This is a genomic window from Maribacter orientalis (assembly GCF_900109345.1).
Lineage (GTDB): Bacteria > Bacteroidota > Bacteroidia > Flavobacteriales > Flavobacteriaceae > Maribacter > Maribacter orientalis.
Map to the genome: position 1 here is coordinate 109144 of NZ_FNZN01000005.1, position 12994 is coordinate 122137.

General features: G+C 33.9%; 11 protein-coding genes. 5 read left to right on the forward strand and 6 right to left on the reverse strand.

Annotated features, from left to right (window positions below; translation table 11 throughout):
- Positions 1-30: 30 nt before the first annotated feature.
- Genes BMY56_RS12475 through BMY56_RS12485 form a run of 3 tightly spaced genes read right to left on the reverse strand, consistent with a single transcriptional unit; the run spans position 31 to position 3334 of the window.
- Positions 31-882 carry a transglutaminase-like domain-containing protein gene (locus BMY56_RS12475; RefSeq protein ID WP_091624706.1) on the reverse strand — a complete coding sequence of 284 codons (852 nt, stop codon included), beginning with the start codon at positions 880-882 and terminating at the stop codon, positions 31-33.
- Positions 883-911: 29 nt separating this feature from the next.
- A complete protein-coding gene (locus BMY56_RS12480) occupies positions 912-1859 on the reverse strand; it encodes an alpha-E domain-containing protein (RefSeq protein WP_091624709.1) in 948 nt (315 codons plus the stop codon).
- An 8-nt stretch (positions 1860-1867) separates the two neighbouring features.
- A complete protein-coding gene (locus BMY56_RS12485) occupies positions 1868-3334 on the reverse strand; it encodes a circularly permuted type 2 ATP-grasp protein (protein WP_091624712.1) in 1467 nt (488 codons plus the stop codon).
- Positions 3335-3528: 194 nt separating this feature from the next.
- Here BMY56_RS12485 and BMY56_RS12490 point away from each other — a divergent pair, with 194 nt between their 5' ends.
- The gene (locus tag BMY56_RS12490; RefSeq protein WP_091624714.1) at positions 3529-5934 is read left to right on the forward strand and encodes a zinc-dependent metalloprotease; all 2406 of its coding nucleotides are present in this window, start codon (positions 3529-3531) and stop codon (positions 5932-5934) included.
- 21 nt (positions 5935-5955) lie between these two features.
- Positions 5956-6978 (forward strand): threonine aldolase family protein, encoded by a 1023-nt coding sequence (locus tag BMY56_RS12495; protein WP_091624717.1) that lies wholly within the window; start codon positions 5956-5958, stop codon positions 6976-6978.
- A gap of 2 nt (positions 6979-6980) precedes the next feature.
- Here BMY56_RS12495 and BMY56_RS12500 read toward each other — a convergent pair whose 3' ends face one another.
- The 3 genes from BMY56_RS12500 to BMY56_RS12510 all read right to left on the reverse strand — a co-directional run bounded on the left by BMY56_RS12500 (position 6981) and on the right by BMY56_RS12510 (position 8318).
- Entirely contained in the window at positions 6981-7295 is a 315-nt protein-coding gene (locus tag BMY56_RS12500) for a YegP family protein (RefSeq protein WP_091624719.1), read from the reverse strand.
- A gap of 280 nt (positions 7296-7575) precedes the next feature.
- Positions 7576-7845, reverse strand: coding sequence for a thioredoxin family protein (locus BMY56_RS18900; protein WP_245737223.1), 270 nt, complete (start codon positions 7843-7845; stop codon positions 7576-7578).
- A gap of 146 nt (positions 7846-7991) precedes the next feature.
- Positions 7992-8318, reverse strand: coding sequence for a YbaB/EbfC family nucleoid-associated protein (locus tag BMY56_RS12510; RefSeq protein ID WP_091624722.1), 327 nt, complete (start codon positions 8316-8318; stop codon positions 7992-7994).
- Positions 8319-8453: 135 nt separating this feature from the next.
- Here BMY56_RS12510 and BMY56_RS12515 point away from each other — a divergent pair, with 135 nt between their 5' ends.
- The 3 genes from BMY56_RS12515 to BMY56_RS12525 all read left to right on the forward strand — a co-directional run bounded on the left by BMY56_RS12515 (position 8454) and on the right by BMY56_RS12525 (position 12994).
- A complete protein-coding gene (locus tag BMY56_RS12515) occupies positions 8454-10502 on the forward strand; it encodes a S9 family peptidase (RefSeq protein ID WP_394332500.1) in 2049 nt (682 codons plus the stop codon).
- Between the two features lie 78 nt (positions 10503-10580).
- Positions 10581-11621 carry a cysteate synthase gene (locus BMY56_RS12520; RefSeq protein ID WP_091624727.1) on the forward strand — a complete coding sequence of 347 codons (1041 nt, stop codon included), beginning with the start codon at positions 10581-10583 and terminating at the stop codon, positions 11619-11621.
- A 113-nt stretch (positions 11622-11734) separates the two neighbouring features.
- Positions 11735-12994: a cysteate-C-fatty acyltransferase gene (locus BMY56_RS12525; RefSeq protein ID WP_091624730.1), complete on the forward strand. Its 1260-nt coding sequence runs from the start codon at positions 11735-11737 to the stop codon at positions 12992-12994.

Genomic DNA, 12994 nt, shown 5'->3' on the forward strand with positions numbered 1-12994 from the left:
CTCTTTTGAGTAAACTGGAAAGTTATTTTACTACTGTTGACTTTGCACTTTTACGCTGTATTTAGTTTTGTTTTGCCCTTGGGAATAAATGATACCTTTTAGAGGAGAACAATCTTTATAGTCTTTACCATGGCATACCTTTATATGGTTAGTGTTCGCCATGATATTATTGGTTGGGTCAAATCCTTTCCAGCCTACTAGAGGAATGTAGACTTCTGCCCATGCATGCATTTGCGAATCCCCAATGAGTCCATGTTCTTGATTTAAATACCCTGAAACATAGCGTGCAGGTATACCATTCTTTCTTGACATTGCGCAAAAAAGATGTGTAAAATCTTGACATACCCCTTGGCGCGTAGCAATAACATCTTTTAATTCTGTGTCTACTTGAGTGACACCTGCTTTAAACTGAATATGATTAAAAGTCCAATGATTTAAATTCTGTAAATTTTTAAATATGGAGTTTGAAGGGTCAAATATAAAAATAGAAGATGTTCCATCAGGTAATGTTGTTAGCGGTGTTCTTTTTAAAAAGGACTCAAAGTCTATTTTGAAATCAAATTCTTTTATTTTTTCATTCGCTAAGGTATCGTCTAAATCTAAGGGAAAATCAAAAGGATCAATATCATCCTTTCTAAAACTGAATTGTGCCTCAAAATTTATTTGCTTGAATTTGATTTTGGGATGAACTCGAATAGTTTTAAATCCAAAGCCATTTATAGAGTATTCATTATCAGCAAATAATGAATTGGAAAACTCAACATTGACATCATGTTGAGTATTATTTTCCATTGGTATGATCAAGAATTGCCAATAGGCATTATTTACCCAATTATCATAGGTATTTTCAGTCTTATAGGTGATTTTGTATTCATTTGACATAGTAGCCAAAGATACCTTAATTAAAGGTTTTAATAGTTAAAAAATTCTTCGTCAACTTTGTCGCTTATTTTTACCAGACTGTCCAGAATATTTTCAATAAAAGCTTTAATGTCCTCTTCTATTTCTTCTATATATTTAAATTCGTATTCGGCGCGTACCCTTCCAATTAAAAAGCCTGTAGATTCCTTATTATATCTCTTTTCAGGATTTAGTATGCGTACATGTTCATTTACCTGATTTAAAGAATTCATAACTGATCTTGGGCAATTTGGATTCAGAATTAAAAACTCTAAGGTAGAAATACTTGTAGGGGTTTTTTTGTAAAACCTACGCATCATATCATAAGATTCTGCGCATTTCAATAAGGTTGTCCATTCAAAACTTTTACTGAATTTATCTCCATAACTACCTTGTGATAATAATGCATCGTTATACTTGGAGTTGATCATCCGGGTTATCTGTGTTGCTCTTTCGATATTTATCCCCATCATTATAATAGCATATACTGAATCATGGAGCAAGGTCCCTCTTATTTTTCCTCGTAAAATTGCGGTCATTTCTGCAATATTACTTGTGAAATCATGAAGTCCGTTTTTAACAAAGACATCCTTAGGGTAATTAAGAACAAAATGATAAAACTTGTTTATAGCTTCGTATAATTCGGTCGATATTAAATCTCGTGCACTATTAGCGTTTTCCCTAGCAAGCTTTACGGTACTAATTATAGAAAACGGGTTGTTTGTATCTAATCCAATACTAAATAGAACTTCTTCTTCTATCAATATTTTCTCATCATCTTTTTCGGGATCCCCAAGCATAAATAACATCGATCTCAAAACGAACTGTCTATCTTGTGATTTTACGTTTGGCGCATCTAAAGATGAAAAATAATTCACGTTCAAATAACGTGCAATGTGTTCAGAACGTTCAATATAACGTCCCATCCAGAATAAATTATTGGCTACTCTTGCTAGCATATGATTTTTTATTGTTTTTTTAGTACCCAGGTATCTTTAGAACCACCCCCTTGTGAGGAATTTACAATTAAATTTCCTCTTTTCAACGCCACTCGAGTGAGCCCGCCTTTTAATACAAATTCTTTGTCTTTTCCTAGAATAGTGAACGTTCTTAAGTCTACATGTCGCTGTTCAAAAGATTCTGTTTCATCTATATATGTAGGATGAACACTAAGAGACATTATTGGTTGCGCTACATATTTTCTAGGACTTTCCTTGATTTCTAGTTTAACCTTTTCTATTTCTGCTTTGGTCAAGGTATTTCCAATTGAAATTCCGTAGCCGCCAGCCTCATCGACCGGTTTAATTACAAGCTCGTGAATGTGTTCTAAAACATACTTTAATTCATCTGGTCTGCTACAGTGATAGGTATGTACATTGTTTAATATAGGTTCTTCGTTTAGATAGTATTTTATAATCTGAGGCATGTAGGTATATACTGCCTTGTCATCTGCTACGCCAGTACCAGGTGCATTTGCCAATGTTACATTACCTTTTTTGTATGCAGCGAATAAACCTGGTACACCAAGTGCAGAATCTGGTCTAAACTCTAACGGGTCTATAAATTGATCGTCAATTCTTCTATAAATAACATCAACCTTTTCAGGACCTTTTATAGTCTTCATATACACAAAGTCGTTTTCTACGAAAAGATCACGGCCCTCTACCAATTCTACACCCATTGTTTTTGCTAGGTATGAATGCTCGTAAAAGGCAGAGTTAAACATACCAGGAGTAATAACTACAACGTTGGGAACATCTACACCTTTAGGTTTTACAGATTCTAGAAGTTCTAATAGATTTTCAGCATAATTAGTTACTGTATGGGTTTGGTAATGATTGAAAACGCCGAATAATGCTTTTTTGAGGGCAGTACGGTTACAGATTACATAGCTCACCCCAGACGGACATCTAATATTATCTTCTAAAACATAATACTTACCATCTTTATGTTTAATTACATCAGTGCCTGATATATGATTATATATTCCACCAGGAGGATTAACTCCGTTCATTTGATCCAAATAATTGGCAGAAGAGGTTATTAAATCTATGGGTACCACTTTATCTTTCAATATTTTTTTATCGTGATAAATATCCCATAGAAATAAGTTTAAAGCTTTACTTCTTTGAATAGAACCTCGTTCTATAATATCCCATTCATCGGGATCTATAATTCGCGGAAACAAATCAAAAGGAAAAATTTTCTCTTGAACATCGTTGTCGCCATAAACTTGAAAAGTAATTCCCTGATTGAAAAAAGAGGATTTTGCTTTCGAATTTAGGTTTACATAATCACTTATAGAATGTTCACCATAAATATCAAATAATTTTTGATATACCTCTTTAATTTTTCCTTCACCATCATATATTTCATCGTATAATTCTGGGTTTTTTTGATAAGAAGAAAAGATTTGATTTTCAATGTTGGCCATAGACATAGTTTTCTTAAAAGGTACATGATAAATTGTATATTATTACTATCATATTAATATTAATCTTTAATTTTTTCCCCTATTCCGTAATAATTCGATAGCTTTTTTAACAAAAATGATATTTATTATCTTGATTGTAAGTTGGTTTTATCATTACTTAGTTTTTATATACTTTTAGGAGAAATTAAAATAGAATGAAAAAATATTATGTGCTTCTAATAGGATTTGCTTTTTTATCCTTAACTAAGGTATCTGCTCAATTCAGTGAGAAGAAAAAAGACTTTGTAAAATACGAAGGACTTTATGACTTTTATTATGACGAAAGCCAAGATAAAATTTATCTAGAAGTTAATGATTTACATAAAGAATTTTTATATGTATACTCTTTAAGTAGTGGTATCGGAAGCAATGATATAGGTTTGGATCGCGGTCAATTGGGTAACGAACAAGTGGTTTTCTTTAAAAAAGCAGGCAATAAATTATTGCTTGTGCAACCGAATTTAAAATACAGGGCTATTACCAATAATGTTTTGGAACGTAAATCTGTAGAACAGGCATTTGCTAAATCGGTGTTATTTGGTTTTCCTATTGAAGAGGAGAAGAGTGGAGTTTATATTATCGATATTACTGATTTCTTAATGCAAGATGCCCATGGGGTTTCTGAGCAGTTAAAACGAGCCCAGCAAGGCTCATATAGTATAGATAAATCAAAAAGTGCATTTGCTTTAGATAGAACAAAAGCTTTTCCAAAAAATGTAGAGTTCGATGTTACGTTGACATTTAAAGGAGAACCTACAGGTAATTATATTAAAAGCGTTACGCCGAATGCGGGTTTAGTGACAGTGGCCGAACATCATTCATTTATAGAATTGCCAGATGATAATTTCGAAAAGAGAGAGTTTGATCCAAGAAGTGGTTCTTACCCATTTTCTTATTATGATTACGCTACACCAGTTGAGTCTCCGATTCTTAAACAATTTATTACAAGACATCGATTATCAAAGAAGAATCCTGATCAAGAAATTAGTGAAGCGGTAGAACCAATAATTTACTATTTGGATAATGGAACACCAGAACCTGTAAGATCTGCTCTTTTAGAAGGAGGTCGTTGGTGGAACCAAGCATTCGAGGCAATAGGGTATAAAGATGCTTTTCAATTGATTATGTTGCCAGATGATGCTGATCCTTTAGATGTACGTTACAATGTAATTCAATGGGTTCATCGATCTACAAGAGGGTGGAGCTATGGTAGTAGTATCACCGACCCTAGAACGGGTGAAATAATAAAAGGACATGTTAGTCTTGGTAGCTTACGTATTCGACAAGATTTTTTAATCGCGCAGGCCCTAATGAATAAACCATTCGCAGAACGTGATGATAATTATCAGCCAATGTTAGATATGGCGATTGCACGAATTCGTCAACTGTCTGCCCACGAAATAGGACATACGCTTGGGTTTGCTCATAACTATGCAGCAAGTACTACAGATAAATCATCGGTTATGGATTATCCTCATCCGCAGTTTTCATTAGTTAATGGAGAAATAGATTTTTCTAAAGCTTATGAAACAGGAATAGGTGATTGGGATAAGGTTACAGTTGCTTATTCATATCAAAATTTTTCTAAGGGTAATGAGAAGAGAGGTTTGAATGCTATTTTGGACAAGGCTAAAGCCGACGGACTTCGCTACATTACCGATCAAGATGCTCGACCTCAGGGTAGCGCTCATGTGTTGGCGCATTTGTGGGATAACGGAACCAATGTTAGTAAAGAATTAGATGCGATGTTGAAAGTTCGTAAAAAGGCTATTGAGAATTTTTCAGTGGATAATATTCAAGAGGGTACTCCGTATTCAGTTTTAGAAGATGTATTTGTGCCCCTTTATTTCTTTCATAGATATCAAACAGAAGGTGTATCAAAAATTATTGGTGGATTAGAATATAATTATGCAGTAAAAGGCGACGGACAACAAACTGTTACCATTGCAGATAAGGCTTTGCAGCAAGAAGCTTTAAAAGGCGTTTTAAAGACTTTAGACGCTTCTGAAATTGCGATACCAAAAGATAAATTGAGTTTGTTTCCTCCTCGTGCTTTTGGAACACCAAGAACACGAGAATCGATAAATGGAAAAACAGGTGTTTCTTTTGATGCCTTTTCGGCAGTAGAAACTGCATCTGATATGACTTTATCATTTTTATTACACCCAGAGCGAGCTTCTAGGCTAATTCAGCAAAAAGCAATTGATGGAAATAATTTGGGATTAGAAGAGGTTATCAATGAGTTGATTTCAGCTACAATTAATAAAAAGAATAAAGATGCCTATTTAAGTGAAGCCCAAACAACGATTAATTTTAGAGTACTGTTTCATATCATGAACTTGGCAGGTCATACAGAAGTACATCCTCAGGTTAATGCAATTGCATCACAGAAATTAAAAGAATTGAATTTTCAATTAGCTAAAGATTCAGGAAGCAATGCAATTCATGCTGAAATGATTAAGAGAATAAAAGAATTTAATGATCATCCAGAATTGTTCAAAGTGATACCTTCACCTAAAATTCCTGATGGTTCTCCTATAGGAATGGGTTGTTTTCACTAATACAAAAAACACAAGGTTACAATGCAAATAAATCTTATAAGTGATACCGTAACAAAACCGACACCTGGTATGTTAGATGCTATGATGGCAGCAGTTGTAGGTGATGATGTGTTTAAAGAAGACCCGACGGTAAATGCTTTAGAAGAAAAAGTAGCACATCTTTTTGGTATGGAATCTGCTTTATTTTTTCCAAGTGGTACTATGACAAACCAGACTGCTATAAAATTACATACACAGCCTGGTGAACAGCTTATTTGTGATAAATATGCCCATATCTACAATTATGAAGGAGGTGGAGTAAGTTTTAATAGTGGAGTATCTTGTAGACTGGTCGATGGTACTAGAGGTACAATGACAGCTGCTCAAGTAGAATCGGTTATCAACCCACCAGATTTTTATCATAGTCCGCTGACTAGCTTAGTTTGTGTTGAAAATACTGCAAATAAAGGCGGTGGTACATGTTGGGATTTTCAAGAACTTCAAAAAATAAGGAAAGTTTGTAACGAACACCATTTAGGATTTCACTTAGATGGTGCTCGTTTGTGGAATGCTATGGTTGAAAAGAATGAGACTGCTCTTCAGTACGGTCAACTATTCGACACTATTAGCGTATGTTTGAGTAAAGGGCTTGGCTGCCCAGTTGGTTCATTGTTATTGGGAACAAAAGATCAAATGGATAAGGCAATTCGAATTCGTAAAATTTTTGGTGGTGGAATGCGACAATCAGGATTTTTAGCGGCTGCGGCTATTTATGCCTTAGATAATAATATTGAACGATTAGCGGAAGATCATAAAAAAGCCCAAGAGATTGGGAAAGCTTTGTTAGCAAAGCCATTTATAAAAAAGGTGGAGCCGATAGAGACTAATATTGTCATATTTGAAATAGATGAGTCCTTTATGACTAGCGATAAATTTGTTAAAAAACTTAAGGAAAAGGATATCTTGATAATTGGCATGGGACAAGGCAAACTGCGTATGGTCACTCATTTAGACTACACGGACGCAATGCACGATGAATTATTAAATCAACTGGCTGCGTTCTAAGCTTATTGAAGATTTAGCTCAAGACTATTAGAAATATTTAAAATACCGTTCTCCATTCCTGCCTCTGAAGTATAAAGTCCGCTAGATCCTAACGTCTGCCCATTTTGGTTTTTTAACTCTACAAGAAATTTACCTTCGGTATTTGTCTTCCTTTCAAAAAAAATCGTTCTAGTGTCTTTTAAATCCTTAAAATCTTTTAAGGTCTTATCTAATTCTTCTTTACTCGAAAATGAAACACTTTTAAGCAAGGTTTTGCCATTGGTGGATTTTAATTTAAACTCAAATTTGCCGTCTTTTTTTTTATTAATCTTTATCATATCCTTAAAGATATATAATAAAGTCTCTGAATTTAAGTGACTCTCTGAATAATAGTGTATCTTAATAATTGAGGTGTTTGTGTAGTTGGTTTAAAATTGGATTTTAATTTTTGGATTAATAAAGAACTAGCATTGTTTTTAGACAAAGTAAAAAAGGCTTATACAATTGTACAAGCCTTTTTTGTGCTTGAAAGACAATTTCTTAAATATTTTTTTTCAGAAGTCGGAGGTGTGAATTTACCATACCATTCATACTATAACCAGATACTTCATCAATTTCCTATCCTTTAGAATCTAAAACTTTTAATAGAGGGAATACCTTTCTTTTATTTAATTTGGTGAGTAATTTTTTATTTTGAATTAACTGCTTATCTGATAACAAATCTTTATTTCTAGTTACATCGACATAAAGTAGAACATAATTGTCTGATAATTCTTGAAATTCATTGGTATTAAAAAAATCAGTTTTCAGCATTTTACATAGGGGACAACAGTCGCTACGGGTGAAATAAACTAGTACATTTTTCTTTTGTTTCTTCGCTTTTGAAATAGCAGAATCGTAATCCTTTAACCATTTGTATCATTTACACTAGCATAATCTGCCTGGGAGGTTGTAAAAAGGTTTAGTATAAATAAATGGATAATATAATTTATAGTCCTATAATTTAATGGTTAACTACAGAAAACCTGCCAATGTTACTTGAATAACGAATCCATACCGGGAATATTGGGCATTCCTTCTTTTGCAACAGCTGCCAATTCTGCTTCATTAACGCTTGTAGCGTTTTGTATGGCTTTGTTTAAAGTCATGATGAGGTAGTCTTCCAATTGTTCTTTGTCTTCCAAAAGACGGTCATCTATTGCTATTTTTTTAATCTGTCTATTGGCAGTTATAGTTACTGCTAATAAGTTGTCATTTGATTTTTCTTCAAGTGTAACCGTATCCAATCTTTTTTTAGTGGCTTCTACCTTTTGTTGGGTTTCTTTGAGTTTTCCCATCATTCCCATCATATCTCCGAACATAATTTAATATTTAGATTTAAGATGTAAAAATAATAAAATTGTAGCCCATTTTTGTTTTTAAGTATTCTAAAAGGGGATGTGGTAATTAGTCTTATTTTTACATGCTTATTAAATAATGAACTTAATATGAGTCATATGAATCCCCCAATAGCGAAAAAAGTAGAAAAGGAATTAATCATTCATGATGATGTTAGGTTGGATAATTATTATTGGCTTAATGACAAGGAAGATAAAGAAGTTATTTCATACCTAGAGGCTGAAAATTCCTATTACGAAACGCTAACGGCACATACTAAAGAGTTTCAAGAAAATTTATTTCTAGAAATGAAGGGTAGAATTAAAGAAGATGATTCTTCCGTGCCTTATAAATTGAATGATTATTGGTATAGTACGCGATATGTAATAGGAGGTGAGTACCCTTTATATTCAAGATTTAAGCAGCATTTAAACGCTGAAGAAGAAATAATGTTCAACGGCAATGAAATGGCCAAAGGTCACGATTATTTTAGTCTTGGTGGCATTGCTATCAGTCCTGATAACAAATTGGCTGCATTTGGTGTCGATACTGTTTCAAGAAGGCAATATACTTTACAGGTTAAAAATCTAGAAACTGGAGTTATTTTAGAAGATAAAATTGTGAATACTACAGGCGGTGGCGTATGGGCTAATGATAATAAGACCTTGTTTTATACTAGAAAAGATCCAGTAACACTTCGTTCTGATAAAATTTACAAGCATAAGTTAGGTACACCAACTACTGAAGATGTTCTGATTTTTCATGAAGATGATGATACATTTAGCACCTTTATTTATCGTACCAAATCGAAAAAGTATTTGGTTATAGGTTCATTTAGTACATTGACTTCTGAATTTCAAATTTTACCTACCGATAATCCTGATGGTGAGTTTGTAGTTTTTTCTCCGCGAAAAAGAGGTTTAGAGTATACTATCTTTCATTATGAGAATTACTTCTACATTTTAACGAATAAGGATAAGGCCGAGAATTTTAAGTTAATGCGAACTTCGGAAGAAGAGACGGAATCTGAACATTGGCAAGAGTTTATTCCTCATCGTGAAGAAGTATTATTAGAAGATATCGATATTTTTAAGGAATATTATGTGCTTTCTGAGCGTGAAAACGGACTCAATAAGATTCGAATAATTAGATGGGACGGTACTGAGGAATACTTTTTACCATTTCAAAGTGAAACATATACTGCCTACGTAGGTAGTAATCCTGATTTTGATACTGAGATTTTAAGGTATTCTTATAACTCAATGTCTACTCCAAGTTCGGTTATTGATTTTAATATGCGAACTAAATTGAAAGATGTCAAGAAAGAGCAGGAAGTGCTTGGTGGTCAGTTTGACAAGGAAAACTATAAAGAACTTCGTTTGTGGGCTACAGCGCGTGATGGCGAAAAGATACCTATGTCATTAGTTTATAGAAAAGATACGGTATTAGACGAAAATACACCTTTGTTACAATATGCATATGGATCATATGGCGCTACTATAGATCCTTATTTCTCTACAGTTCGTTTAAGTTTACTAGATCGTGGTTTTGTTTACACCATTGCACATATAAGAGGTGGGGAGTATTTAGGGCGAAGATGGTATGACACTGGAAAACTAATGCAAAAGAAAAACACATTTACCGATTTTATCGATTGTTCTAAATTTTTAATCGAACAAAAAATGACCAGTGCTAAGCATTTATATGCTATGGGTGGATCGGCGGGTGGCTTGTTAATGGGTGCTATTATCAATATGCAACCTGATATTTATAAGGGCATCATTGCAGCTGTACCCTTCGTTGATGTAGTAACCACAATGTTAGATGATTCTATTCCATTAACAACGGGTGAGTATGATGAATGGGGAAATCCGAATGAAAAGGAATATTACGATTATATGAAGTCTTATTCGCCATATGATAATGTTGTTTCACAAGAATATCCAAATATGTTGGTGACTACTGGTTTGCATGATTCTCAAGTGCAATATTTTGAACCTGCTAAATGGGTAGCTAAATTAAGAGATTTAAAAACTGATAGTCATCAATTATTTCTTAACACCAATATGGAAGCTGGCCATGGAGGTGCTTCTGGAAGGTTCGAATCTTTACGTGAAGTAGCTAAAGAATATGCCTTTTTTTTAGATTTAGAAGGAAAAATCGCATAGTTGAAAAAAAATAGTAGCTTTGCATCAGAAATTTTAACAAATTTCGTTTATAGAAACAACTAAACTTTGAACCCCCTTATGAAAAATGAGATCAGGGCTTACAACAATATATTAGAATTAGTAGGTAATACACCACTAGTTAAGTTGAATAAAATTGCTGAAGGTCTAACCGGTAATTTTTACGCAAAGGTCGAGGCTTTTAATCCAGGTCATTCTTCTAAAGATAGAATTGCGATTCATATTATTGAGCAAGCAGAAAAAGCAGGTTTACTTACAGAAGGTAGTACTATAATTGAGACAACTTCTGGTAATACTGGTTTTAGTATAGCTATGGCTAGTATCATTAAAGGTTACGATTGCATTTTGGCAGTAAGTTCAAAATCATCACCAGATAAAATTGATATGCTTCGCTCAATGGGCGCTAAGGTATATGTTTGTCCTGCGCACGTTAGTGCAGATGATCCTAGATCTTACTACGAAGTGGCAAAAAGATTACATAAAGAGACAAAAAACTCCATCTACATCAATCAATATTTTAATAAATTGAATATGGAGGCACATTATAAATCAACCGGTCCTGAAATTTGGGAGCAAACAGGTGGGCAAATCACCCATTTAATTGCGTGTAGTGGAACAGGGGGTACGATTTCTGGTACAGCACGTTACTTGAAAGAGCAAAATCCTAATATCAAAGTTATTGGTGTTGATGCTTTTGGTTCAGTATTAAAGAAATATCATGAAACCGGTAAATTAGACACTAATGAAATTTATCCTTACCGTATTGAAGGTTTAGGTAAAAATTTGATTCCAGGAGCGACCGATTTTTCTATTATAGATGAGTTTATAAAGGTCACCGATGCTGAAAGTGCACATACAGCGAGAGAAATTTCTAGAACAGAGGGTATTTTTGTCGGTTACACAAGTGGTGCGGTAATGCAGGCAATTAAACAATTAAATGAATTGAATACCTTCGATATTAATAGTAATGTTGTTGCTATTTTTCCTGATCATGGTTCGCGATATATGAGTAAGATATATAGTGATCAATGGATGGAAGATCAAGGTTTCTTAAACACAAATGCTGTAGAGGAAATTCAAGAGATTCAATATATAAAATAATTTGAAGCATATATTTTCGAAAAAGTGGGTTTATGGCCCACTTTTTTGCGTTGTAAATATTTTATGAAACTTTGTCAAATTTATTTACTTTTGCAACAGAATAAAATCGAACTATGAGAGACTTATTTGATAGAATATTAGAAAATAAAGGACCTTTAGGAAAATGGGCTTCACAAGCTGAAGGATATTTCGTTTTCCCTAAATTAGAAGGGCCTATTTCTAATAGAATGAAATTTCAAGGAAGAGAAGTAATCACTTGGAGCATAAATGATTACTTGGGTTTAGCTAATCTTCCGGAAGTTAAAAAGGTAGATGGTGATACAGCTGCAGAATATGGATCTGCTTACCCAATGGGTGCGAGAATGATGAGTGGTCATACTGAGTTTCATGAACAACTAGAACAAGAATTAGCTTCTTTTGTTAATAAGGAAGCTGCTTATCTTTTAAACTTTGGTTACCAAGGCATTATGTCTTGTATTGATGCATTGGTTGGTAAAGATGATATTATTGTTTATGATGTTGATGCTCATGCTTGTATTATTGATGGTGTGCGTTTACATATGGGAAAACGTTTTACATTTAAGCATAATGATATTAAGAGTTTAGAGTTAAACTTGGAGCGCGCCACTAAAATGGCAGAGCAAACAGGAGGAGGTATTTTAGTTATTTCTGAAGGTGTTTTTGGAATGCGTGGTGAGCAAGGAAAATTAAAAGAAATCGTTGCACTTAAGAAAAAGTTCAATTTCCGTTTCTTGGTTGATGATGCGCATGGTTTTGGAACTTTAGGTGAGACAGGTGCAGGAGCAGGTGAGGAGCAAGGTATTCAAGATGATATAGATGTTTATTTTGCAACCTTTGCAAAATCAATGGCCGGTATTGGAGCCTTCCTAGCTGCAGATCAAGGAATTATTGACTATTTAAAATATAATTTACGTTCACAAATGTTTGCTAAATCATTACCAATGGTTTATGTGAAAGGAGCATTAAAACGATTAGATATGTTACGAACTCAACCAGAACTTAAAGCTAAGTTATGGGAGAACGTAAACGCGCTTCAAAATGGTTTAAAAGATAATGGTTTTGATATAGGTACTACAACAAGTTGTGTGACTCCAGTATATTTAAATGGTAGTATACCTGAAGCAATGGCTTTGGTAAAAGACTTGCGTGAAAATCACAGTATTTTCTGTTCGATAGTGGTGTATCCGGTAATTCCAAAAGGACTTATCTTGCTTCGTTTAATTCCAACAGCTACACATACTTTACAAGACGTTGAAGAAACTTTAACAGCTTTTTCATCTATTCGTGAGCGTTTGCAAAATGGAACGTACAAAAGACTTTCTGCTGCAGTTGCAGCGGCAATGGGAGAATAA